The 22,517-nt window shown below is 69.1% G+C and carries 22 protein-coding genes; 13 read left to right on the top strand and 9 right to left on the bottom strand.

The features are described from left to right. The first annotated feature begins 69 nt into the window (after positions 1-69). Complete coding sequence (locus Q8W71_RS24410; RefSeq protein WP_305528013.1) at positions 70-579, top strand: hypothetical protein; 510 nt, start codon at positions 70-72, stop codon at positions 577-579. 23 nt (positions 580-602) lie between these two features. Here Q8W71_RS24410 and Q8W71_RS24405 read toward each other — a convergent pair whose 3' ends face one another. Next, positions 603-1,124 carry a hypothetical protein gene (locus Q8W71_RS24405; RefSeq protein ID WP_305528028.1) on the bottom strand — a complete coding sequence of 174 codons (522 nt, stop codon included), beginning with the start codon at positions 1,122-1,124 and terminating at the stop codon, positions 603-605. 949 nt (positions 1,125-2,073) lie between these two features. On the opposite strand from Q8W71_RS24405, the gene Q8W71_RS24400 reads away from it, so the two are divergent. From Q8W71_RS24400 to Q8W71_RS24360, 9 genes are all read left to right on the top strand, one after another. Next, positions 2,074-2,538, top strand: coding sequence for a thioredoxin domain-containing protein (locus tag Q8W71_RS24400; RefSeq protein ID WP_370875520.1), 465 nt, complete (start codon positions 2,074-2,076; stop codon positions 2,536-2,538). Between the two features lies 1 nt (position 2,539). Next, on the top strand, positions 2,540-2,899 hold the full coding sequence (locus Q8W71_RS24395) for a hypothetical protein (protein WP_305528011.1): 360 nt from the start codon (positions 2,540-2,542) through the stop codon (positions 2,897-2,899). Then, positions 2,896-3,552 (top strand): DotI/IcmL family type IV secretion protein, encoded by a 657-nt coding sequence (locus tag Q8W71_RS24390; protein ID WP_305528010.1) that lies wholly within the window; start codon positions 2,896-2,898, stop codon positions 3,550-3,552. The genes Q8W71_RS24395 and Q8W71_RS24390 overlap by 4 nt, the downstream gene beginning before the upstream one ends. Further along, a complete protein-coding gene (locus tag Q8W71_RS24385; RefSeq protein WP_305528009.1) occupies positions 3,549-4,664 on the top strand; it encodes a DotH/IcmK family type IV secretion protein in 1,116 nt (371 codons plus the stop codon). The genes Q8W71_RS24390 and Q8W71_RS24385 overlap by 4 nt, the downstream gene beginning before the upstream one ends. An 11-nt stretch (positions 4,665-4,675) precedes the next feature. Next, on the top strand, positions 4,676-5,974 hold the full coding sequence (locus Q8W71_RS24380) for a DotG/IcmE/VirB10 family type IV secretion system protein (RefSeq protein WP_305528008.1): 1,299 nt from the start codon (positions 4,676-4,678) through the stop codon (positions 5,972-5,974). A 97-nt stretch (positions 5,975-6,071) separates the two neighbouring features. After that, complete coding sequence (locus Q8W71_RS24375; protein ID WP_305528007.1) at positions 6,072-6,326, top strand: hypothetical protein; 255 nt, start codon at positions 6,072-6,074, stop codon at positions 6,324-6,326. An 11-nt stretch (positions 6,327-6,337) separates the two neighbouring features. Beyond that, positions 6,338-9,325, top strand: a complete 2,988-nt coding sequence (locus tag Q8W71_RS24370) for a hypothetical protein (RefSeq protein WP_305528006.1) — start codon at positions 6,338-6,340, stop codon at positions 9,323-9,325. Then, positions 9,322-9,744: a hypothetical protein gene (locus Q8W71_RS24365; RefSeq protein ID WP_305528005.1), complete on the top strand. Its 423-nt coding sequence runs from the start codon at positions 9,322-9,324 to the stop codon at positions 9,742-9,744. Before Q8W71_RS24370 ends, Q8W71_RS24365 begins: the two co-directional genes overlap by 4 nt. Positions 9,745-9,771: 27 nt before the next feature. After that, a complete protein-coding gene (locus Q8W71_RS24360) occupies positions 9,772-10,149 on the top strand; it encodes a DUF6180 family protein (protein ID WP_305528004.1) in 378 nt (125 codons plus the stop codon). A gap of 40 nt (positions 10,150-10,189) precedes the next feature. Here the strand turns inward: Q8W71_RS24360 and Q8W71_RS24355 are convergent, their stop codons facing one another. From Q8W71_RS24355 to traA, 4 genes are all read right to left on the bottom strand, one after another. Next, complete coding sequence (locus tag Q8W71_RS24355) at positions 10,190-11,101, bottom strand: hypothetical protein (protein ID WP_305528003.1); 912 nt, start codon at positions 11,099-11,101, stop codon at positions 10,190-10,192. Then, positions 11,098-12,399, bottom strand: coding sequence for a Fic/DOC family protein (locus Q8W71_RS24350; protein WP_305528002.1), 1,302 nt, complete (start codon positions 12,397-12,399; stop codon positions 11,098-11,100). Before Q8W71_RS24350 ends, Q8W71_RS24355 begins: the two co-directional genes overlap by 4 nt. After that, positions 12,396-12,683 carry a hypothetical protein gene (locus Q8W71_RS24345; protein WP_305528001.1) on the bottom strand — a complete coding sequence of 96 codons (288 nt, stop codon included), beginning with the start codon at positions 12,681-12,683 and terminating at the stop codon, positions 12,396-12,398. The genes Q8W71_RS24350 and Q8W71_RS24345 overlap by 4 nt, the downstream gene beginning before the upstream one ends. Positions 12,684-12,831: 148 nt before the next feature. Next, positions 12,832-16,614 carry a Ti-type conjugative transfer relaxase TraA gene (traA, locus tag Q8W71_RS24340; RefSeq protein ID WP_305528000.1) on the bottom strand — a complete coding sequence of 1,261 codons (3,783 nt, stop codon included), beginning with the start codon at positions 16,612-16,614 and terminating at the stop codon, positions 12,832-12,834. Positions 16,615-17,096: 482 nt separating this feature from the next. Here traA and Q8W71_RS24335 point away from each other — a divergent pair, with 482 nt between their 5' ends. The 3 genes from Q8W71_RS24335 (at position 17,097) to Q8W71_RS24325 (ending at position 19,559) form a co-directional block, all read left to right on the top strand. Further along, entirely contained in the window at positions 17,097-17,375 is a 279-nt protein-coding gene (locus tag Q8W71_RS24335) for a TraC family protein (RefSeq protein WP_305527999.1), read from the top strand. After that, the gene (locus Q8W71_RS24330; RefSeq protein ID WP_305527998.1) at positions 17,359-17,556 is read left to right on the top strand and encodes a conjugal transfer protein TraD; all 198 of its coding nucleotides are present in this window, start codon (positions 17,359-17,361) and stop codon (positions 17,554-17,556) included. Before Q8W71_RS24335 ends, Q8W71_RS24330 begins: the two co-directional genes overlap by 17 nt. Positions 17,557-17,672: 116 nt before the next feature. Next, positions 17,673-19,559 (top strand): conjugal transfer protein TraG, encoded by a 1,887-nt coding sequence (locus Q8W71_RS24325; RefSeq protein ID WP_305527997.1) that lies wholly within the window; start codon positions 17,673-17,675, stop codon positions 19,557-19,559. 145 nt (positions 19,560-19,704) lie between these two features. Here Q8W71_RS24325 and Q8W71_RS24320 read toward each other — a convergent pair whose 3' ends face one another. From Q8W71_RS24320 to Q8W71_RS24305, 4 genes are all read right to left on the bottom strand, one after another. After that, positions 19,705-19,878: a hypothetical protein gene (locus Q8W71_RS24320; protein WP_305527996.1), complete on the bottom strand. Its 174-nt coding sequence runs from the start codon at positions 19,876-19,878 to the stop codon at positions 19,705-19,707. A 664-nt stretch (positions 19,879-20,542) separates the two neighbouring features. Beyond that, a complete protein-coding gene (locus Q8W71_RS24315; protein ID WP_305527995.1) occupies positions 20,543-20,950 on the bottom strand; it encodes a hypothetical protein in 408 nt (135 codons plus the stop codon). Next, positions 20,943-21,194, bottom strand: a complete 252-nt coding sequence (locus tag Q8W71_RS24310) for a type II toxin-antitoxin system Phd/YefM family antitoxin (RefSeq protein ID WP_305527994.1) — start codon at positions 21,192-21,194, stop codon at positions 20,943-20,945. Before Q8W71_RS24310 ends, Q8W71_RS24315 begins: the two co-directional genes overlap by 8 nt. A gap of 72 nt (positions 21,195-21,266) precedes the next feature. Then, positions 21,267-22,193: a DUF2493 domain-containing protein gene (locus Q8W71_RS24305; RefSeq protein ID WP_305527993.1), complete on the bottom strand. Its 927-nt coding sequence runs from the start codon at positions 22,191-22,193 to the stop codon at positions 21,267-21,269. Between the last annotated feature and the right edge of the window lie 324 nt (positions 22,194-22,517).

Below are 22,517 nucleotides of genomic sequence, written 5' to 3'. Positions count from 1 at the left end.
ACCATTACTCGTGTCGTTACACAAGCCGTAACGCAGGCACGTCTTTATCGGATGGGACCCATGGGGATCATGTCGCTTGTGAGCGCGCGCCTTTCGCGCCGGGTCGGGCCCGAGCATCGCAGCTTCGTGGGTCTGACCGGCACGGTGCTCGGCGGCACGCACGCGCCTTGCCCGAATTGCCGGCGCGGGCAGCTCGTCGCCGTGCCCGACGCGCTCGACCGGCGCAGGTGCGACGATCCGAAGTGCGGAGCGGAGTACGCGCTGGCCGAACTCGGCCGCACCTTCGCCCTCGAAGGCGCCGACGTGCGGGAACTGGCGGTGCACGAGCGGCGGCAGGCCGTCACGCTGTTCGTGGCGGCCGAGATCATCGGCGTGCTCGCTGCCGCCTGGGCGGTCTACGCGCGTTCCTGGCTCACGCTCGTGGGGGCGCTGCTCCTGTGCCTCATAATCTGCGCCACCGCGATGGTGTCGCGCTACCGCGCGTGGCAGCTCGAGCACGGCCGGACGTTCGAGGCGCGGGCGCCGCTCGGCGCCTTCCTGGCCGCGGAGGTCGACGGCCTGTTTCGGCGCGGCCGCTAGCGGGGCGGGGAGCACGCGCATCGTCAGCTCCCCATCATCGAACAGACGTTCGCGAGCGATACGTCCATCTTGATCGTGGTGCTGACGAGTTGCGCCACGTCGTTGATGAAGAACGCAAGCGTGCCGCCGACGAGGTACAGGAACGCCGAGCCCGAGCCGCCGTGCTGACCGGTCGTGGCGTGGTAGAGCTTGATGCCGGCGACAAGCCACGCGAGCGCGCCGAGGCACATGAAGAAGTAAGTGACGGCGAGCCGGATCTGGTCGCAGGTCGAACCGCGCGACGAGGCGCCGTAGTTGAACATGCTGTAGGTGATGTCGCCGCCGAGCACGAAGCTGTTGGCGAATTTCCACAGCAGGACCGGCGCGACGACCATGGCGCTCGCCAGCGCGAGCTTGCCCACCGCCGCATCGACGGTGACCGGCCGGTTGGAAAACTTATATTCTCCAGCGGCCACGTTGTAGAGTGCGTAGAGCCCGGATGTGCCGCACCAGATGCCGAGCAGGGCGATCGACAGAAAAATCAGGTTGACGGCGAGGGGAAACACCTCGCTCAACGAGACTAGCACTCCGCTGAGATCCGGAATAGCCATTACCGCACCTTGCTAGAACCGTTAGAAGAAACATTTGACTGGTGTTCCAGGCGCTCCAGGCGCTCCTCCAGCCCGTTGATGCGCCCCCTCAACTCTTCCAGCTTCAGATTTGTCGGGTCTACATCGAGATCCGGATGTCTATAGGATCGTTTTTCCTCCGGACTTCCATCGTTATACTCAAAGCTCGATCGGCCCCTTTTCTGTTGTTCCGTTGCCGCCGGACTGGCGACGGCGTGCTGCGATGCAGCGAGAGCACTAACCTCAAGTAAGATCACGCAGGTTGCAATTCTTAACATAAGATTAATCGCTGGGCGTGGGCCCGCTTCTACATTCCACTGCTGGCGCCGCCGACCGCGCTGCATAGAGCTTACTGACACTCGCTTCATCCAATAGATTGAATCAACCGAATGATACCGTCGTAATTTCCAAATACGCTCAAAATATACAACGCACGTTTGTGTGCCATTGTCACCATAATGACTCCATAAAATCTTCGCAACAGGTCGATGCACGCCCGCCTGTTCATTGACATGTCGGATCGACGTTCGCAATAAGGACTTGATGCCGGGTTTGAGCGGCTTCATTGGGGCGCGACAGGATGGAGAACGCAGTTAAGCACCTAGTCTGGGCCGGATCACTGGTTGCATGTGTGTATCTTGCCACGACGCACAATTGGGTTCCGCTCTCGGTGCAGATCCTTGCGAGCGCGCCTCATCAGCCCGTGCCGGCACTTGCGCCCGCGCCATCTGCGGAAGCCGCCGACGCGACTGCGACTGCCCACGCCACACCACAGGTTGCACAACTTCCTGCAGCGCAAAATGCCAAGCCGCAACCCGCTACGACGCCGCCCGCCGCAAACCAGGCCTACGCGACGATCGAGGACGCGCGGGTCGCCCGCCAGGTGATGGAGACGCTGGGCAAGCTCGACGCCGTCGCGGACGTCCCGGCCGGGACGCCGGAGGGCCGGGTCGCGACGATCTTCTTCGATCCGCGCTGCCCGTACTGCCATGCCGCCTTCACCGCCCTGCACGGGCGGGTCGCGGCGCGGTGGGTGCCGGTCGTGGTGCTGGGCGAGCCGGAGGCCGGCAGCCGCATGGCGGCGGCGATCCTCTCCGCCCCGGACCGCGTGGCCGCCCTCGAGAGCGCCTTCGCCGCGAAGCTCACGCCCACCGCCCCGGTGAGCCCGGAGCTCGCGGCCAAGCTCGCCGAGAACCGGGCGGCGTTCGCCTCGATCTTCGCGGCGGCGCCCCAGCTCCGGCCCGGGGTGCCGACCATGTTCGTGCCGCGCCCGGACGGGCGGCTGGCGATCATGGTCGGCTACGAGCCGGGCGACGACGCGAAGCTGCGCGCCGTCCTGACCGGAAGCTGAGATGGTACGGCTCGCATCGACCGGGGGCCTGCTCGGGGCCCTGTTCGGCCGCCGCTCCGCGATCGGGGCCTTGTTGGGTTACCGCTCCGCGATCGGGGCGTTCAGCCTGCCGTCTGCCCGAGGCTGCCTGTCGCCCTCGGCGCTGGCCGACCGGCTCACCGGCCACGCGCGGACCGCCGCCTTCCTGGCCGGCGCCGTGTTCGCCTCGCTCTTGGCGATGATGTGGCTGACGTACCTGTGTCTCAAGCGGGCCGAGGTGATCCCCTACGTCGCCGACGGCGGCGTGTTCGGCTGCCAGGTGCAGACCGTGGCCGCTCCACGGCCCCTGCCTTTGGAGCGACTTGGAAGGGCCGAGCCATGAAGTCGGCCGAGCGCATATCCCGCGAGGTCGATGCCGGGCAGATGATGCTGCGGAACCAGTGGTACTGGATCCTGCTGCTTGCTGTGTTCCTGTGCCTGTCGCTCGTCGTCAACCTCCTGCTGTTCTACAACGCGTTCTACCGGTTTCCGGTCAAGCAGTTCATCTGGACGTCGGACGCGCAGGCGGTCTGCGAAGCGATCCCGCTCTCCGAGCCCAACATCTCCCAGGCCCGGCTGAAGGAATTCGCGGTCTCGTCGGCCATCGAGCTGAACAGCTACGACTATGCCAACTGGCGCGCGCTCATCAACAACGCGCTGTCGCAGTCGTTCACCTCGAAAGGGCGCGACCGTTACCGCGCGGCCCTGCAGGAGAGCGGCATCATCCAGAAGGTCGTCCTCGGCTACCAGACCGTCTCGGCCGTCACCACGGACCCGGCCAATATCTCCGAGGAGGGCAAGGCCAACGGCCGGTACTACTGGCGGGTCGAGGTGCCCTTACAGATCTTCTACCGCACCAACGTCGAGACCAAGGTCGAGCGGCGCGTGCTCGAGATGACGATCGTCCGGATCGACCCCTCGCCGATCAACCCGAACGGCATCGCGATCGACTCGGTGATCTCGACGCAGCAATTGACCAACCCGGTGCATCCATGACGGCTGGGAGCACCACGGTGCGCGTGTGGGCCTCGGGCTGCCTGCTCGCGGCGGCCATGTGGGCGTCGCCGGCCGCGCTCGCGCAGGACGCCACTCCGGGGAGCGAGCCGGCCGGCGGGGCGTCGGTGCGCCGTCCAGCCGGCGTGCCTCCGACCGGCGCTTCGCCGGTGGGCGCGCCGGCCTCGACGACCGCGCCGTCCCCCACGCCCCGTCCGCTGACGCCGGCCGAGCTGGAGGAGCTGCGCCAGCGCATGCTCGGCGGCACGAAGGGCGTGATGCTCAAGCCCGGCGAGATCTCAGACATCCGCCGCTCGGTGCAGGACGCGCAGGGCGCCGGGACCTTCCCCGGCCGCGACGGGCGCATGCCGCGGCCCGAGCCCCGGCTGCTGAACGTGACGCAGGAGATCAGCCGGGCGGCGCCCGAGACGCTGCACCTCGCCTACGGCGTCGTCTCGCCGATCACCTTCGTCGACGGCAAGGGGAACCCCTGGCCGATCGCCTCGGTCGCCTACGATCCGCGCCTGTTCGCGCAGGACGGGACCGGGTGCGGCCAGGACACCGGGATGGGCGCGACCCAGGTCGCGGCCGCGGCGGGGGCGGACCGGCCGAGCTCGATCAACCTGATGCCCTGCCGCTACGACACCTGGGGCAACATCCTGATCCGGCTGGAGGCCGTCGCCTACCCGATCCCGCTGATGATCCTGTCCGGATCGAGCGAGACGGTGGACATCCCGGTCACCGTGCGGGTCGCCGGCACCTCGCCGCTGACCCCGGTCAAGGTGGCCTCGGCCGGCCCCGCACCGGCCCGCAAGGGCGGGGGCCGGCCCGCGGGACCGCCCCCCGGTGCGCCCGACACGACGGCGCTGCTGCACCTGTTCGGCGCCGGGACGCCCCCGGCCGGGGCGCAGATGCTCGCGGCGAACGGGGCGCAGGCCTGGCTCTACCGCGACCGGATGTACGTGCGGGTCCAGGGCAACCTCGTCAGCCCGCAGCCGGTCGCCTCGGCCGAGGCCGGCTCCGGCTACCGGGTCTACGAGTTCCTGCGCCCCGTCTCGCGCCTCGTCGCCGAGCAGGGCGATGGCGCCGAGACCGCCATCACCGTCGCGTTCTGAGGAGGACGGCCATGCTCGACATGAAAACGTCGGCCGCGCTCGGCGGCGTCGTCCTGGTGGCGGCGCTCGGCTCGGCCGCGTTCATCCTCTCCGACGCGCCGGGGATCGACCGGGGGGCGGGCGGCACCTCCGAGATCCGGGGCAACACGCCCAATCCGGGCAACGACATGATGAAGCCGGTGGGCCGAGCCGAGGCCGACCGGCGCGCCGGGGTGAACCGGCAGGCGGCCGACGAGAAGGCCGGCGCCGGCAAGCCTTACGTCGCCCCGACCGTGATCGGCGAGAGCCGCGGCCCGCAACAGGGCGAGTTGCCCGAGTCCACCGGGGAGGCGAAGCCGGCCGAGCCGAAGCCGACCGAGCCGCCCCCGGCTCCCCCACCCCAGATCGTCTACCGCGACCGCGACGTGGTCCACACGGTCTACAGGGACGCGCCGGTCCAGCCGACGGCCTCGCCTGAGCAGGTCGCGGCGATCAACGAGCAGATCCAGGCGCTGCTCAAGCCGAGCCCGGGCGGCTTCCTGGTGCGGAGCTTCGCCAAGGGCGAGCGGCCCAAGCCCCCCGAGCCGCGGGCCGCTGCTGCGCCGGCCATGACCGGGCCGTTCGGGCCGGGGGTCCGGCACGCCACCGTGGCGCGCGCCGGCGACGTGGCCTACGCGGTGCTCGACCGGGGCTTCAACAGCGACGATCCGGCCGCGCCGATCTTCGCGACCATCGTCGACCTCGACGAGCGTCAGCAGCCCGGGCCGCTCAACGGCATCCGGCTGATGGGCCAGATCGTCTACTCGCAGACGCAGGCCTCGATCCGGTTCACCACGATGATCCTGCAGGACGGCCGCCAGGGGCCGATGCAGGCGATCGCGATCACCGTCGACCAGGCCCGCACCGGCGTGGCCGAGGACGTCGACAACCACGTGCTGGAGCGCTACGGCGGCCTCGTCGTCGCCGGCCTGCTCCAGGGCGTCGGCCAGATCGGCCAGCAGCTCACGCAGCTCAACACCGCCACCACCTTCGCCGACGGCTACGCGGTCCAGTCGGGCCGCAAGATCGACTGGCTGACCGCCGGCATGGGCGCGGCCCTGCCGGTGGGACAGGCGATGACGTCGGCGGCCGCGCGCTCGTTCGGCCGGCCCGCGACGCTGTCCTCGCCGGTGAACTTCCCGATCGGCATCGTCTTCCTGCAGCCGGTCGTGGTGCCGCTCGACGCGGCCCGGGCCGCGGCCGACGCCGGCACCGGGTTCGGGTCCGACCCGGCCTACAGCGCGGGCTACCGGCCAGAGACCCTGCCGGTCTCCTACGCGAGGCGGCCGTGATGGGTGGCCCTAAGAGGATCGCCCGCGTCCTGTGCTCTCTGGCCCAGGCTCCCGGCTCTCGGACCGAGGCTCTGCCGGTCAGCGACGCGAGGCGGCCATGACCGGCTCGAAAGGGATCGCCGACGTCCTGCGCGGGCTGATCGCCGACGCGCCGGCCTTCGCGTGGCTGATCGTCGTCCTGGCGGCGGTGATGGGGATCTTCCTGACCGGCTACGCCCTGACCCGGGTCTACCAGGCCAACGCGGCGGGCGACGGCACGGCCGGGAGCTGGGTGATCGCCGCGATCATCGGCAGCGCGATGACCTGCGTCACGATCGTGATCGCCCAGCTCTCCTTCTACTTCGCCGAATAGGTGCTCGGACGATGAGGACGGCCGACAAGTTCTGCGACCTCGCGGGCTACGATCCCGAGCGCGAGGGGGCCGTCGTCTACGCCCATGACGGCTCGCAGCTCACCCTGATCGAGATCGACGGCACCCGCTCGATCGTCTCGACCGAGGACTACCTGCACAACGTGGTCGAGCGCTTCGCCGGCGGGATCGCGCAGATCCTGAAGCGGCCCGGCCACCAGATCACGATCTCCTACGAGTCCTCGCTCAACACCGCCCGGATCCTCGACCCCTTCGTGGCGCAGCAGGGCCGGCGCGCCCGCCAGAAGGGCCTCTCGGTCGAGGCGCTGATCGAGGAGGGCCGCGCCGTGCTGGAGGGCCGGGCGCGGGCCGAGACGATCCTGCTCGCCGCCTGGACCCGGCCGACGGCGGGGACGCCCGACGAGGTGCGCCGCGAGCGACGCGAGAACCGGAGGGCCTGGCAGGCGCTGCCCCCGGCCCGGGACGCCCAGAACCCGTACCTGCACCTCGGCTCCCTCGCTGGGCCGCACGGCGCCTTCGTGCGCCGGATCGTGGAGGCGCTCGGCGAGGCCCGCCTGCAGGGCCGGATCCTGGGTCCGGACGACCAGGGGCGGCGGCGCGACCTGGAGCAGATCCGGGCGGCGGTGCTCTACCACGAGACCCCGGACGGCTGGACGCCCTACGGGCCGGGCACGCGGCGCTACCCGGGCGCCAAGGAGCGCCACGACGACGACGTCAGCGAGTTCTTCACCCCCAACCTCGCCCGCCAGATCATGACCGGCAACGCCACGGCCGTCGGCAACATGCGCGCCCTCGACATGGGCGGGCGCCGCCACGCGCTGGCCGTGATGCGGATGTTCCCCGCGACCATCCTGCCGTTCAACCGGCTGCTGGAGACGCTGCTGGAGAGCGCGTCGAGGACGGCCGACATGCCGTTCCGGGTGTGCTTCCACATCGAGGCGCTGCGCGACGCCGACATCGGCTTCCGATTGCGCAAGGTGCTGGCGGGCCTGCTCGCCTTCGCGAGCCCGACCAACCGGAACCTGTTCCGGGCGCTGCGCGCGCTGGAGGACGTGGTCGACAAGGACGGCGAGGCGATCGTCAAGGGCCGCGTGATCGCCACGACCTGGACCGAGCCCGGCGAGGATCCGGGGCTGCTGGAACGGCGCCGCTCCTACCTGATGAGCGGGATGATGACCTGGGGCGAGGCGGTGATGACCGACGCGCCCCACAACCCGCTGCGCGCGCTGTGCGAGACCGTGGCCGGGATGACGGTCCAGGCGGAGGTGCCCCCGGGCTCGATCGCGCCGCTCGGCGATCTCGCCGCCTTGCTGCCGTTCCACCGCACCGCGGGGGTGTTCAAGCAGGGCCAGAGCCTGCTGCTGACGCCCGACGGCAAGCCCGTGCCCTACGAGGCGCTCTCGCCCGAGCAGCTCTTCTGGCTGACCCTGATCTACGCCACGCCCGGCTCGGGCAAGAGCGTGCTGATGAACCGGCTCAACGTCGAGTTCACAGCCTTCAGCGCCGGCGCCGCGCTGCCGTTCCTGGCGGTGATCGACGTCGGTGTCAGTTCGTCGGGCTTCATCGAGCTGGTGAGGAACGCGCTGCCGGCCGAGCGGCGGCACGAGGCCTACTACGTGCGCCTGCTCAACACCGCCGACCATGCCGTCAACCCGTTCGACCTCGGCCTCGGCCGGCGCATGCCGCTCGATCGTGAGAGGACCTTCATCGAGAACTTCCTGACGACGCTGCTCAACGTGGCGAGCCCGGAAGTGGCGCTGCTGATCCCGCGCCTGATCTCGCGGCTCTACCAGCTCAAGAGCGACCTCGAATTCTCGTCCTCGCCGTCGGTGTACCAGCCGAACGTCGATCCGGAGCTGGACCGCATCATCGAGCATCACCGGATCGAGGTGGGCGGCCGGACGCGCTGGTGGCGCATCGTCGACGCGCTGGTCGAGCGCCGGCTCTACACCGCCGCGCAGCGGGCACAGCGCCACGCGATGCCGGTGCTGGAGGATCTCGCCCGGGTGCTCGGCGAGCCGATTATGGCGCAGGACTTCACGCCCGAGCTGGTGCGCCAGGTCCAGCGCTCGCTCGAAGCGGCGATCGAGAAGTTCCCGATCTTCGCCCGCCCGACCCGGCTCGACCTCGGCGAGGCGCGGGTGGTGTCGATCGATCTCCAGGACGTGGCCCTGCGCCACAAGTCGCCGGAGGCCGAGCGCAACAACGCGCTGATGTTCATGATCGCCCGGCACGTCTACCTGTCGAAGATCTCCGGTTTCAGCGACGAGATCCCGAAGATGGACTTCCCGACTGACCCGGATCTCCGCGCGGAGTACGTCCGGTACTGGGAGGTGCGCTACCACGCGGTGGCGGAGACGCCCAAGCGCCTGTGCATGGACGAGTACCACCTGACCGGCGGCGTCGAGACAATCGCCAAGCAGGTGAAGTCGGACGCGCGCGAGGGCCGCAAGTGGGGTCTGGAGCTGATCCTGGTCAGCCAGCTCCTGGCGGATTTCGACACGCTGGCCGACATGGCCTCGACGGTGCTGGTGCTCAACGCCGACTCGAACGAGATCCGCGAGGCGGCGCGCCGGACCTTCGGCTTCGATCAGGCGGTGAAGAGCGCGCTGGAGCGCCAGGTGCACGGTCCGCAGGGCCGGCGCGGCGCGAACCTGCTCGCCCGGTTCAAGCTCCGCGAGGAGGAGCGCTGGATCGTCCTGACCAACGCGCTCGGGCCTCGGATGCTGTGGGCCCTGACCACCAAGGCGGAGGACCGCCTGGTGCGCGACGAGCTGTACCGCCGGATGGCGGTCAACGAGGCGCTGCGCATCCTGGCCTCCCGCTTCCCCGATGGCACCGGCATCGAGACGTGGGGCCGGGTGGCCGCGCTGGCGCGGTCCGGCGAGGACCGGATCGCAAAGACGATCGTCGATCAAGTGCTGGGGGAGATCACGAGCGAAGCTCAGCCTCCGATCGACCGATCCAGAACCGCCGCATGACGATGGAGACTTCAGTGAGTTACAAGGATATCTACGACCGGGTGCTCATGAGTGGCACACTCTTGTCCATGAGCGCGATGGCGGCTCTGGCACAATCGTCCGGCGGCACCACCGGCGACCCCTCGGCGCCATTGGATATCCTCAAGCAGGCGAGGCAGAAGGCGCAGTCCTCTCAGCTCAACGCCACCAGCATCGCGCAGGGCGGCAGCAACGCCGGCTTCGTGATCATGATCCTGTTCGGCGTGGTGGGCATCTGCCTCGCCGGGATCTCGGCCGTGAAGCTCTACAAGTCGTCGCAGGACGACAACGCCCGCGAGGATGCCGGCCGGTCGCTGGTCGGGCTGATCATCGGCTCGGGCATCACCATTCTCGGCGTGATCATCGGTGTCGTGACGAACTACATGACCGGGAACACCTGAGCATGGCCCGCTGCATCGAGCGGAGGGATGTCGCCCCTCCCCTCGATCTACAGCGCACATCTACGGGGCGAATCGGATCTTATCGTGGTCTCGCCAGGGGATAGGTTTAAGATTGAAGGATGCAGACGGACCGACGCGGCCAAGCTGAGTCTCGCCCAATGCACGCAGATCCTGCGCCGGACGGCACAGGCGAGTGGCATCCCGGTCACGGTGTCCGATCCGAGCGAGCCGACCGTCGCGATCACCGGCGGTCGCGGCGACGGCAAGGGCGCGATCGTCGCCTACTGCATCTCGGCCGGGGATAAGACTATCCACGTCGTGCAGGGGATTGGTTACCGGCCGAGGGCCTCGGTCGCCGCCTTCGCCGACGAGGCCCATGCCGCCCTGCTCAAGGCCGCGAGCTAAGGGACAAGTCCGGTCCCGGTGCAGCGGGCGGTAAAGCCAATCAGCTTCCCCCATAGCTGGTGATCCGTGACTGCAGGTTCGGATCGACGTGACGAAGCCAGGCATAGTCCGGGAAGAACAGCACTCTCCGTGAGACGGCAAGGGCCGCCAGCTCTGCGAGCACATCCCTCAGGCCATCTCCACGTCCGAGCACCGCGTGGATCTGGTTCAGTGCGTCGATGTCCCTCCCAGCCTGTTCGGTGATCGCCACCAGCATGTAGCCGCGCAGGGTCGACAGCAGCTCGGTCGGCAGCTCGGCGACGGGATCGGCGGCGAGGCGGTCAGCGGCCGTCCGCGCGGCCTTGAGGACGGCGTCGCGGGCTTTCCGGTCCGCGAGTGGGGCTGTCGCGTCGGCCGTCAGGAAGAGCGCGGCGGCGAGGTGCCAGAGGACGGATTCCTCGACCGTCTCCACCGCCCGGATATCGCGCAGGTCGCGCAGTGCCTTGAACGGGTTGGCGGCCGGCGCGGGCGCCCCCGCATCCGTGACCGGCGTCCGCACGCGGCGGTCGGCCGAGTCGAAGGCACAGAGGATGCCCTCCTGCGCGAAGCCGGCGGCCGGCGCGGTGATGAGCACCTCGATGTGCTCCCGGCTGCGCTTGCGCCACGCGAGGAAGCCGAGGAGCGCCGTGATGAGGGTGGCGGCCAGACCGAAGCCGACGCTCGATTTGTAGATCGAGACGAAGGCGAACGGCTGCCCAGCCGGCATGCCCGTGAAGTACCGGCCCCAGCCCGTGAACCGCCACAGGGTAGCGGTCTCCGCGAGGCGGATGCCGGCATAGACTCGCCCGAGGATCGGCGAGAGGCTCCACCAGAACAGGCCGAGCACCGCCAGCGTGGCGAAGGCGAGCACCGCGGCGGCGACGATCTTGCCGGCGTCCGTGGCCTGGACGGGCTTCCGGAACAGCGTGCTCATACCGAGCGCCCGACATACGGCTCGTCGCGGCCGAGCGTCTGCTGCTGCGCGAGCGTCGTCTGGAGCCGGTCATCGGCGACGACGGCCTTGATCAGCGGCTTCAGGACGGCGCGGATCTCCTCCAGGTCCTGGCCAGGCGGAAGCAGCTTTCTGGCCTCGCCAGCGCCGCCCCGGATCAGCAGGGCCGATCCCTGGCGGCCGAACCGCTCGATTAGGCTCTGATCGATCCGGCGCACCTCCTCGGCCAGTCGTGGCTCGGCGGCGATCTCCTTCGGTGTGCGCGTCCTGAGTGCCTCGGACAGGGCCTCGCTCGGTCCTGTGATCTCGATGCGGTTGCGAACCGCATCCTCCGGCGTCTGACCGGCGAGCATCCGGAAGCTCGCCGGGATCAGGACGCGGCCGGTGACCTGGATCCGGACGGCCTCCTCGCGCGGCTGCGTGCGATCGAGGCGCTCGTCCTCGGCTAGCACGCGCACGTCGAGGCGGATGTTGTTCTCCGGCAGCGCGTGAAACGCGTGCAGCGGGACCGCCGAGATCTGCCGGGCCTCCCGCACGAGGGCGTGGCGGTAGCTCGTGGCGATCACCTGCCCGCGGACCTGGGTCCCCGGCTCGGGCAGGACGATGCGCGGCGCCCCCATCAGCCGCACCGCCTCGAACGCCTCGGCCGACAGCCGGCCGAGCACCGGGTGCGCGCGCTGCTCCTCCGAGTAGCGGGCGTTGCGGACCATCTCAGCGAAGGGCCGGATCGTGCCGTTGGTTGCGAGCACCAGGGCGTCCCGGGTCTCGCTCGGCACCCGGGTGATCAGCGCCTGGTCGAGCGGCTGGCTGTGATGCCGGGCGTACTGCTCCATGAACGCCAGCAGGGTTCGGGTGTTGCCTTCCCGGTACGGATGGGCCTGCCAGAGCGCCGCCATGGTCTGCGCGAAGCGGATCGCGGGCCGGCTGTCCTTCAGGTTGCCGGGCTCGCCCCGCAGTTGGGCCAGCGCGGCCTGCGCGTGGCTCTCGATCGCGGCGGGCGGGCTGTAGGCGACGCTGCGGCCCTGCAGGACGACCTCCGGTTTCCACAGCTCGGCGGTGCGGTTCTCCCCCGCCCAGACGTAGATCTCGCCGAATAGCCGCTTGTGCACGGCGGCGTAGTGCGTCAGATCGAACTGACCGAGCACGGGCTCCTTCCGCAACTGGAGCATGGCCCGGAACGAGACGATTTGCTCGCGCTCGGCCAGGGCCTGCGGGTCGCGGATCTCCGCCCGGTTCCGCAGGACGTCGGTGCCCTCGTAGACGTAGGGGTCGGCGCTCATGCGGCTTCCCCCGGGCCGAGGGCGCGCCGCGCGTCGAGCGCGGCGAACACCTCGTCGTTGGACACCAGTTCGGCCTCGGCGAGCAGGGCCCCGAGCTGCACGCGCAAGGCCATCTCGTTGCCCGATCCGCGCATGATCGCCGCGGCCTGCTCCGCCTCGTAGGTCGTCATCGCGGCGACGAAGGGGGCCAGCTCGCGCTCGTCGACGCCCGAAGCGATCGCCTCGAGCAGGATCACAGCCTCCTCGCGCTGGGTCACGAGCGCCGGCAGGTCGCGGTAGCTCACGGTGTCATCCTCTCTGATGAACCCGGCGGTTGCCGGCCCGGGCGGTCCTCTCGATCCGTACTGAGACGGCTCTCTCCTCGGCTGCCCTCTGTCTCCTACCCTTACCCATCATCGCCAGGGCGCCAATACGAGCGCTGCGATTTCGCGGTCACAACGAGAGCCCGAGATCCTGTCTCTTGTCCAGATGCAGCGTCTTATCCTGATGCAACTCCTGGTTCTGCGTCAGATACATCAGTTGATCCAAGAGATCGTCCTTGATGTAGGACGCAACGAAGCCCCCGCCGCTCAGGATCGCCCGCTCCTCTTCGTTAAGCCACTGCCCCGGGCCGAGGCTGCGCTGCGGCGCGTGCCCGATCGCCCCGTTGGCGGCGAACCGGCGCCCCACCGCTTCTGCGAAGGCGATCACCTCCGCCCGCAGCTCGGGCGTCGCGACGGCTTCCGCCACTGTGAAATCGAGGGCTTTCGGGACCGTCATCGACGTGCGGCCGACCTTGGCCAGGACGGCGGCCGCCGTCGGGCTCAGGCCCGGCACCTCAATCAGCAGACGCTTGCGGTACTGCATCTCGGCTGCACGGCCCTTGCCGGCGATCGACTCGAAACGGCCCTTGAGCTCACTCGCAGCGACCCTGGCCTCGGCAAGGGCCGACACGGCGGTGGCGCGCTCCTCCTTCTCCGCTTTCGGGACGAAGAAGCCCTTCCGCCCACGCAGGCCGCCATAGGGCTCGACGTCGGCAAACAGGGCGTCGAGTTTGGCGGCGAATGCGCGTCCGGGCTGGCGCAGCTCGGCCAGGATCGCGGCGTAGAGCGGACCGGGCTTCCTGACCGCTAACCGCAACTCTTGGGCGACGGGTGCGCTCCAGGGTGAAAGGTCCGTCTCGATATCGACCCGGGCGTAGAGCGCTTCGTTGAGCCCCGTCTCGCCGAGGTCGATCGCCGCGAGGAAGGGCTCGATCGGCCCCGGATCGACGCGAACCTCTACGGTCGACTCGGCGCGTGCGGCCTCGGTTGTCTCAGCGCGCACCGCCTCGGCGGGGCGTTTTTCGGCCACCGCGTTCCAGGCCACGACGAGCCGCGCGGCGAGGCCGTGCAGCCGGCGCCAGCGGCCCTCGACCTGGCGGATCATCGCCCGCGCGCGCTTGACCAGGGCGGAGGCGAGCGCGGCATGGCCGTTGAGGCCGCGCCGCTCGGCGAAGGCCGAGGCCAGAGCGCGCAGATCCTGCGGGCGGACACCGTCGGCGATCTCGGTCTCCGCCCGTTCCAGCCGCGCCAGGGCGGCGTCGAGCGCCGCCAGCGCAGGGGATCTGGATGGGTCGACGGTGGGCGGTTGCGACGATGTGGCGAGCTCGACCGAGGCCGGATCCGCGTCTGCCTCGACGGCAGGCGAAGCCGGGTTTCCGGGAACCGAAGCCTCGGCTTCGAGGCGGCCCGCCAACGCCGAGATCCCGGCTGCCATCCGGCCAGCATCGAGCGGCGGAGCATCGTTTTCGCGCGCCCGGATCGCCTCGCCATCCACCGCCTCCGGTGGCTGGGTCAGTGCCACCGCCGCCTCGCGGAACGCGGCCTCCGCGGCATGGTCCAGGGTCGAGGCCTTCGAACCGTCTCGCGCCATCCGCCGCGCCAGACCATTGAGGGCGGCCGCGTCGAGGATGTCTGGGGACGGCGCGAGGCCGAGCTTGAGCCGCCGCCAGGGCGGCACGAAATCGGCGTGCGCGCCGTGTAGGACCACCGCCTGCCGGTGGCGCGTCATCGTCACGTAGGCGAGGTGGCGATCCATGCCGGGCGTGGCCAGCACATGCACCCGGTCGAGCGTCGCACCCTGGGACTTGTGCACGGTCGCAGCGTAGCCGTAGTCAACGTTGCGATAGGTCTCGGCCCGCACCTCGATCCGCTCACCGTCCCCGGTGCCGTCCCGATCGAGCTTGACCACCAGCCGGGCGCTCGATGCCGCGTCGACGGTCGCCAGCATGCCGTTTTTCACGCCGAGCGAGCGGTCATTTTCCAGGAATAGCACCCGGTCGCCGGGTGCGAACATCCGCTCGCCGCGCGCCGTGACGAAGCGGGCCTCGCCGTCGAGCATCCCGTCGGCCTTGAGGGCCGATCGGGCCATGGCGTTGAGCGCCAGGACATCGACGTTGGTCTGGGCGAGGATCAGCGTCTCATTCGCCCGTCCGTCCGGCTTAAAGCCGAGGTAGTCCGGCTTCCAGGCCGCGATCAGCGCCGCGCGAGCGGCCTCGCGATCGGGGGAGAACCGGACCATGCCGGCCTCGCGATAGACCCCGAGAGCAGCCGCCACCTCTCCACGGGCGAAGGCCATGCTCGCTTGCCGCATCCAAGGCACGGCTTGGCGCCAGATCTCCGACAATTCGGCGTAGCCGATCGTCTCCGTGATCGCCCGGAACCCTGCACCGGCCTCGATCGGCTGAAGCTGCATGGCGTCACCCACCAACACCAGCTTGGCGCCGCGCCGCTCCACTTCCTGAACGATCCGGGAGAGCTGCTCGGAGGCGACCATGCCGGCCTCGTCGAGCACAAAGACGTCACCCTTCGCCAACAGGTCGCGCTCGTTCTTCCAAGCCAACTCCCACGATGCGAGCGTGCGGCTGGCGATCCCGGCGCTGCGCTCCAGCCCTTCCGCAGCCTTGCCGGCGAGCGCCCCTCCGACGACACGATGACCGCTCGCCTTCCAGGCATCGCGCGCCACGCCGAGCATGGTCGATTTGCCGGCACCGGCGAAGCCGACCACGGCCGCGATCCGCTCGGGCGTCGTGACGTGCCGCACCGCCTCGCGTTGCTCCGCCGACAGCTCCGGGCGGGCAGCGAAGGCGCGCTCCAGCGCCCGCTCGGAAACGCGGTGGCTCGGATCGGCGTAGAGCCGGCCGGTAGCGGCTTGCATCGCCACTTCCGCGCGCAGGAGTGCCCGCGTCGTCCAGCGGGCCGGCGACACCACCCGCCCACTCTCCGGGTCGAACACCTCCTCGGCGACCGCCACGAGTTCGGGCGACTGGCCGAGCCTGAGGCGGACCGCCTCGAACGCTGCCGGATCGTCGATGTAGCGAAACACCGCCCGGGCGATATCGCGCTCATCGAACACGCTCTTTTCGCGCGATAGGATCGGCAGCAGGGTCGAGGGATCGTCGATGATCGCCTGTGCGTTGCGGATACGGCGCTGCCGCTCCGTTTCGACACGATCGGCCACCGTGCCGCGCTGGCCCATGTTCGAGGCCCGCACTCCCACGTGATCGGTCGGCTCGATGCGGATGCCGGCCTCGATGTGCGAGCGGTGATCGATGCGACGGTCGTGACCGGCCGCGGCGAGATGGAGATTGGCCGTCTCGCCCCAGGAGCGGCGCCAAGCCACGAGGTGCTTCATCGGCCCGGCCAGCCGCTCGTAGCGAGGCTTGCCATCCTCGCGGTAGAGGACGTTTCCGTCGCGGTCTCGAGCGAAATCGAACTTGGCCGCGAACCCATCCGCGGTCAGCTTCCTGAGCGGGACCATGACGTGGATGTGCGGGTTGCCCGGCACGTCGTGCAGCGCCCAGTCCGCGACCATGCCGTTGGCGGTGATCGCGGTCTCGACCCAGTCCCGAGCCAGCTCGACGTTCTGCTCCAGCGTCAGCTCGATCGGCAGCGCGATGTTCATCTCCATCGCGAAGCCGGTGCCTTTCAGCCCCTCCTTCTTCTCGACGGCGTTCCAGAGATAGGCCGAGGCGCCGTTCTCACTGCGGCCGTCGATACCCGTGCGGAACCACGCAGGGAGCTCGCGCGGCAGGCTGAGTTCGGTGTGGGCGACGTGCTGCTTGCCCTCGTAGGTGATGACCTTGCCATCGCTCTCGCGGGTCATCGTGGCCGCGCGCCGATACGCGGCTGAGGCGACGGCGCTCTTGCCGGCGCCGCAGCTGATGACCTGTGCCGAGAGGTGGTAGATGGCCATGCGAGTAGACCCGAGCTTGGCCTTACCAATTAAATCAGGGAAATGTCAATTTCCCCATAAGTGCGCCCATTCGTAGACTTCGGGAACTTTGCGGAGGCGCTGCGCGCCGTAGCTCAGCTTCGATAAGGCCCCTCTCGAGGCCGCCGATCCGCCTGGCGCCAGCCAGCCTGCGCGACCGGTGATCGCGCGCTATCGCCGGAAGGTGGAAGAGGGAGCTTGGGCAGGTGCAAGCCCTGCGGATGGTGACGACGCCTGTGGCGGCCAACAGCCCGATCTGCGGAGACGGCGCGTCCGGCATGAGGTGTCGCGCCGAGGCCAGGAAGAGAAGCTTGACCGCTCCATCGGCGTGACACGGCGATCACGGCCGAGGGTTTCCCGGACCCCGCCGGTCCAGGCCTTCTCTGACCCTTTGACGCAGTGTTTGCATGAGAGAAGGTCAGTGTTAACCATCGTTTCTCCAACGGAGCACAAAGACTACAACCATGGCTAGATCCAAGTCACGCGAAACAATCCTCAAGGAGATCGAGACGCTTCAGGCAAAGCTCAAGGCGCACGACAAGGCCGAGGCCGAGCGCCTCGGGGGCCTCGCGATCAAGGCCGGGATCGGCGCGATCGACATTTCGGACGAGGATCTGACTCGGGAGTTCCAGGCAATCGTCGGCCGATTTCGTGAGGGGAAGGAGGAGGTGGCGAAGCCAAAGGCAAAGGGACATCGAGGCGCTGGAGAAGCTCAGGCGGGAGCTGATGACCAAGCGGCATGAGGAGCGGCGAGCCGACGCCTACCGCAAGATCCAGCTCGGCGGCCTCGTCATCAAAGCCGGCCTCGCCGACCTGCCGAGCAACGTTCTGCTCGGCCTCCTGATCGAGGGTCGCGAGCGCACCCGCGACCCCAACGTCTTCGAGCAGTTCGCTCGGCGCGGAGACAAGGAGTTCAAGGCATGAAGTGGGTCTACGCCGCCATCACCGTCGCGATCGGCCTCGCGCTGTATGTCGGGATCGGCCTGTTCCTCGCGCCCCTCGCCGGAGCGATCTATGCCGCGGAGCCGGGGCATTCGATCATGCTCCACACCCTGCGCGTCGCCGCCGTGGCGTTCCCTGCCCTCGCGCTGTTCGCCGCGGCGGGCCTCACGCGGCCGGGCGACAGCGGACGCGCGGTCGCCGCGTGCGCGTCCCTGTTCCTGATCGGCCTGATCGCTTGGACGGTCCGGGAGGAGTACGCCCGTCTGGTGGCTCAGAACCCGGGCGCCGATGTGCGGCGCCTCCTGCGGCGGGCCGACATTCCGCTGTTCTGCGCGGTGATGTTCGCGGGCTTCGTCGCGTTCATCATCCCGCTCGTTTCCCTGGTACGGGTCAAGAAGACCGCGCGCGGCTACAACAAGCCGATCCGCTCCAAATCGGCCGCGCACGGCGATGCGGAATGGGCGACGATGAAGCTCGCCGGCGAGTTGTTTCCCGAGGACGGCGCCCTGGTCCTTGGGGAGCTGTATCGCCCCGATCTCGACCCCAAGAGCACCGCACGTGTGTTCAAGCCGAACGACCCCACGACCTGGGGTTCGGGCGGCAGGAAGCCGATGATGGGGTTCGACTGCGATTTCGGCTCGACCCACGGGCTGATCTTCGCCGGCTCCGGTGGTTTCAAGACCACCGCCGCGGTGATCCCGATGCTCTTGTCCTGGCCCCACAATGCCGTGGTGCTCGATCCCTCGACCGAGCTGCATCCGATGCTCGATACGTATCGCAAGAACATCCGCGGCAAGGGCTTGAGGCGGGCCGTCCACTGCATCACGCCGACCAAGACGAGGAGCGGCTTCAACGTCCTCGACTGGATCGGTCGGGGCAAGAACAGCGCCGAGAAGGACATCGCGGCCGTCGTCGGCTGGATCGCCACGGGACCGGTCAAGCGCGACGATCCCAAGGACTTTTTTCGCAACTCGGCCTTGCAGCTCTTGCGCGGGGTCCTCGCCTACATCTGCCTCAATCGCTCGCACGACGAGAGCGAGAGGCCCCGCACTCTGCGCACCTTGCGCGAGATGATCTCCGAGCCGGAACCGGATTTCCTGGAGCGTCTGAGCTTCATCCTGCGCGCAGAGGACGAGGGCTCGTTCGCGTCGCTCGCGCTCGGACCATTCAAGTCTATGACGCCGCAGACGTTCTCGGGCGTCTACGCCACGGCGGCCGACCTGACCAACTGGCTCTCGTTCAAGGAATACGCCACCATCGTCTCCGAGGGGGAGTTCTCCAGCCTCGACCTGGTCGACGGCGATATCGACGTGTTCATCTCCCTCGATCTCCAGACCCTGCAGGATTACGCGGGTCTGGGCCGGGTCATCATCGGCGGTCTCCTCAACGCGCTCTATCACGCCGACGGCGAGATCAAGGACCGCGTCGCCTTCCTCCTCGACGAGGCCGCCCGCCTCGGCAACATGAGCCTGATTGAGATCGCCCGGGACGCCGGCCGCAAGTACGGCATCACGCTCGTCATGGTCTACCAATCGCTCGGGCAACTGCGCCAGCAATGGGGCGACAAGGACGCTGTGTCTGCGTGGTTCGAGTCGACGTCCTGGCAGAGCTTTTCCGCGATCAACGACGTCGACACGGCCAAGTGGCTGTCGGAGCGCTGCGGCTACTACACCCAGGAGATCGTCTCCTACAGCCAGCAGGCCCGCTCCGGCGGCAAGGACTCGGGCGGGGTCAGCCTGTCGGCCTCGACCAGCCTGCACAAGCGCGCGCTGATCATGCCGGACGAGATCATCAACACGATGCGCCGTGACGAGCAGATCCTACTAGTCGGCGGCGTCGAGCCGATCCGCTGCGGCCGGCCGATCTACTACCGTCGCGACGACATGAGGAAGCTGGTCAAAGAGAACCGCTTCCATACCCGCGATGCGCAGGACGATCTCGAGTTCGAGATAGCGCCTGCGTCGGCCGTGAAAGTGGCGGCTTGACGGGCCGCTCGCCGCGGCGGAAGCCGCGGTCAAACTCAATCGGGAATGCAAATCGATGGGGCGCGCCGCGCGGCACGAACCAGGGCGAAGCGCCGCCCCGATCGACGGGATCGATGGCCGCCGGTGGCGGCCCCGGTGGAGGGGCTCAGCCCTCCGTGAGGAGCTTTGCCATCTCCGCCCGAGCGACCTTCAGCTCGGCCTTGATCGTGCGCCGCTCGCGTGGGCAGGAGACCGAAGCCAGCTCGGCCTGGAGTTCCGCGACGTGGGTCATCAGGGCGAAGCGGGCGTGGGCGGGGAGGCTCGAGGTGGGGCGCGGCATCAGCGGGGTTTCCTGTGGCGCTCGGGACCGTCCCTGCGCGATGCGACCCCCCAAACAGGCGACGGCGCCGCCCGCACCCCGCAGGGGCCGCAGCACAGCGGAGGACCGGCCGGACGGGCGATTTTGTCCCGCGAGGAATGGCGCGCAGCGCCAGGGGAAAATCGTCCGGCCGGACGGTTGCGGGCGGTGACGGCGTCTGTTTCCTTGTCGCCATCGTGTCGGGACGGTCCGTCGCTGTGGCGGCCGTCGCTGCCGCGGTTCACCGACGTTTCCGCATGGTCGGGTCGGCCGGCCACCGTCCTTGCCGGATGAGGCGCGGTGGCCGTTTCCGACCCTGGACGTGGCTCTCGTGCGGCTCGGGAGGACGCCCCACAATGCGCGAGCGCTTCCGCATGCTGGTGCCAGGGCGGGATGGTTCCAGCCTCACCCCTGGCCGGTAGGGCTTCCCCCTTGCTGGGGAGGCCCGCTTTGTCCTGGCACCCGATGGCGCCAATCTTCGGCCGAGTGCGATGCGACGTTGCCAGCCGCGCGCGGGTGCGATGCAACGGTGGCGCAGCGACTCATGGATCAGGGTCAGCTCGGGAAGCGGCTCAGCCCTTCTACCGGCATCACGAGAGGGTGCTGTGCCCGTTTGGCGAGCGCTGCCGGCTCGTCAAGGTGCCGGTTATGTTCTCGGTACGCGCCGAGCGTCGCCGGCCCGGATGGCCGCTGCCGCCGCCGCAGCGATCCGCGACATGAACTTCCGAGAAAACCGGCCGAGCGGCTTGGGGTCTTCGAGCGCCCAGGACGCGGCGAGGTCGTCGGTGTTGAACTCGTCCACGATGATCCAGGCCGGCGTGTAGAGCTTCGCACGGCGCGCCTCGGTCTCCGGAACCGCAACGAAATGACTGGCCGAGCCTGGGCGCTGGCTGGTGATCGGAAACAGCAGGGGCTTCCGGCGCCCGTCCTGGTCTGCGACGATGAGCATGACACAGGTCGGACGTGCCTTGCGCCCGGCCTCCTCGCCCCGGTCGTACTCCCGCGCCCACAGGTAGGCGTAGAGGATGATGTCGCCGTGTTGCGGCTCAGTCATCCCGTTCCCCATCCTGCGCGACGGCATCGAGCCCGGCGAGGATATCGCTACGCTCCGAACCCGTCAGGTCTTCGACGCGATGCGCGCGCTGCGTGCCCCTGCCGGTGAGCCGGTCAAACTGCTCGGCTGTCAGCAGGACGAACTTGCGCTTGCCGCGCTTGGTGATGTCGACGGGACCGCGGAACGCGGCCTCGACCACTTCCCCGGACCTGTTGCCGAGATCCGTCAGGGTGAAGCTCGCCATCGCCATCTCCTTGGTTTGGCCCATAATAGCCAATTCAGCTATTATGGGCAATCGTGATGGAAGTGCTGGCGTCTACGCGCCAGTCTTCACGCCCCGTCGCACCGGGATGCCCTTGGTCAGGGCCTTGTCGGCGAGGTTGTCGCTGATGCCGCCGCCGGGGAAGTGCACCACCCCGATCGGCAACTGCTCCAGGATCGCGTCGTTGCGCCGGAACGGCGCCGCCTTGCTGTGACGCTTCCAATCGGGCCGGAACACCACCTGCGCGACCTTGCGGGTCTCCGCCCACTTCGCGGCGATCAGCTCGGCGCCCTCCCCGCCCCCGTGCAGCAGCACCATGTCGGCGTGCTTGGCCCGCACCCGGTCGAGCGTGTCCCAGATCACGGCGACGTCCTGGAACTGCTTGCCACCGGTGAAGGCGATGCGGGTGCCCTGCGGCAGGTGGATCTCGGTCTCCGCCCGCCGCCGGGCGCTGATGTAGTCGCGACTGTCGATCATCGCCGCGGTCATTGTGGCCCGGTTCACCTGCGAGCCGGAGCGCGGGCGCCACAACGATCGGGTGGTCCGGGTGAACACGTGGGCGGCGGCGTCGCGGGCGTACTCGAAGGCGTTGCGGCGCTCCGACAGGGTGAGCCCGAGGGCGGTGAGGCGCTCCAGTTCGACCGACAGCACCTCGCTGCCGTCCTGCTCGCGCTGGCTCTGGCGCTGCGCCTGCTCGTTCTCGTCCAGCTTGCGCTCGATCCCCTCGACCCGGCGGTGGAAGACGTTGACGAAGCCCCAGAGCACGTCCTCGAGGTCGTCCTCCAGGCGGGTGCCGGCGAAGGCCCGCTCGAGTTCGGCCATCGCCTGCCGCAGGGCCTCATCCATCGCACGCTTGTCCGGCAGGGGCCGTGGGTCGTCGTGCTCCTCGAACGGGCGGTATCCGGTGACCGCCAGCTCCTCCAGCAGGGTGGGATCGGCGGGCAGGTCCTCGTCGCGGTCGTGGGACAGGTGGTCGAGCATCGCGGTGGTCCCTCAAATCCGGGCGGCCGGCGTCCATCGCGGCCTTCCTGGCGACCCAAGGCCGGGTCCGGAGGACTGGCGCACCCGCGCGACCGGTCCGCAGCGCACCTCTCCGCGATGCGGCTCGCGCGGGCCGGAGCGCCAGCGGAGGACGGCCCCGGGGCGGCGATTTTGGTTCGCGATGCAAAGCCGCCGTCAGGCGGCGGCGGAAAATCGTCGCCCGGGGCGGTTGCCCCCAAGGCCCCCGGCCCGGCATCCGTCGCCCTCCCAAGAAGGCCGTGGGCGCCGGCCCTCTCCGGTCCGGGCCAGCACATCGCGCGCTCC

The organism is Methylobacterium amylolyticum (assembly GCF_030700245.1).
In the GTDB taxonomy this organism is placed as follows: Bacteria; Pseudomonadota; Alphaproteobacteria; order Rhizobiales; family Beijerinckiaceae; genus Methylobacterium.
The sequence above is the reverse complement of the archived record's forward strand: the minus strand, read 5'-3'. Positions and strand labels throughout refer to the sequence as shown.

Coding starts and splice junctions, on each gene's coding strand:
- Q8W71_RS24305 (WP_305527993.1), bottom strand. CDS start 22,193: ATGCTCGACCACCTGTCCCACGACCGCGACGAGGACCTGCCCGCCGAT.
- Q8W71_RS24355 (WP_305528003.1), bottom strand. CDS start 11,101: ATGAGCACGCTGTTCCGGAAGCCCGTCCAGGCCACGGACGCCGGCAAG.
- Q8W71_RS24350 (WP_305528002.1), bottom strand. CDS start 12,399: ATGAGCGCCGACCCCTACGTCTACGAGGGCACCGACGTCCTGCGGAAC.
- Q8W71_RS24410 (WP_305528013.1), top strand. CDS start 70: ATGTCGCTTGTGAGCGCGCGCCTTTCGCGCCGGGTCGGGCCCGAGCAT.
- Q8W71_RS24375 (WP_305528007.1), top strand. CDS start 6,072: ATGACCGGCTCGAAAGGGATCGCCGACGTCCTGCGCGGGCTGATCGCC.
- Q8W71_RS24360 (WP_305528004.1), top strand. CDS start 9,772: ATGTCGCCCCTCCCCTCGATCTACAGCGCACATCTACGGGGCGAATCG.
- Q8W71_RS24390 (WP_305528010.1), top strand. CDS start 2,896: ATGAAGTCGGCCGAGCGCATATCCCGCGAGGTCGATGCCGGGCAGATG.
- Q8W71_RS24320 (WP_305527996.1), bottom strand. CDS start 19,878: ATGCCGCGCCCCACCTCGAGCCTCCCCGCCCACGCCCGCTTCGCCCTG.
- Q8W71_RS24330 (WP_305527998.1), top strand. CDS start 17,359: ATGACCAAGCGGCATGAGGAGCGGCGAGCCGACGCCTACCGCAAGATC.
- Q8W71_RS24385 (WP_305528009.1), top strand. CDS start 3,549: ATGACGGCTGGGAGCACCACGGTGCGCGTGTGGGCCTCGGGCTGCCTG.
- Q8W71_RS24370 (WP_305528006.1), top strand. CDS start 6,338: ATGAGGACGGCCGACAAGTTCTGCGACCTCGCGGGCTACGATCCCGAG.
- Q8W71_RS24400 (WP_370875520.1), top strand. CDS start 2,074: ATGGAGACGCTGGGCAAGCTCGACGCCGTCGCGGACGTCCCGGCCGGG.
- Q8W71_RS24395 (WP_305528011.1), top strand. CDS start 2,540: ATGGTACGGCTCGCATCGACCGGGGGCCTGCTCGGGGCCCTGTTCGGC.
- Q8W71_RS24365 (WP_305528005.1), top strand. CDS start 9,322: ATGACGATGGAGACTTCAGTGAGTTACAAGGATATCTACGACCGGGTG.
- Q8W71_RS24380 (WP_305528008.1), top strand. CDS start 4,676: ATGCTCGACATGAAAACGTCGGCCGCGCTCGGCGGCGTCGTCCTGGTG.
- Q8W71_RS24315 (WP_305527995.1), bottom strand. CDS start 20,950: ATGACTGAGCCGCAACACGGCGACATCATCCTCTACGCCTACCTGTGG.
- Q8W71_RS24325 (WP_305527997.1), top strand. CDS start 17,673: ATGCTCCACACCCTGCGCGTCGCCGCCGTGGCGTTCCCTGCCCTCGCG.
- traA (WP_305528000.1), bottom strand. CDS start 16,614: ATGGCCATCTACCACCTCTCGGCACAGGTCATCAGCTGCGGCGCCGGC.
- Q8W71_RS24310 (WP_305527994.1), bottom strand. CDS start 21,194: ATGGCGAGCTTCACCCTGACGGATCTCGGCAACAGGTCCGGGGAAGTG.
- Q8W71_RS24335 (WP_305527999.1), top strand. CDS start 17,097: ATGGCTAGATCCAAGTCACGCGAAACAATCCTCAAGGAGATCGAGACG.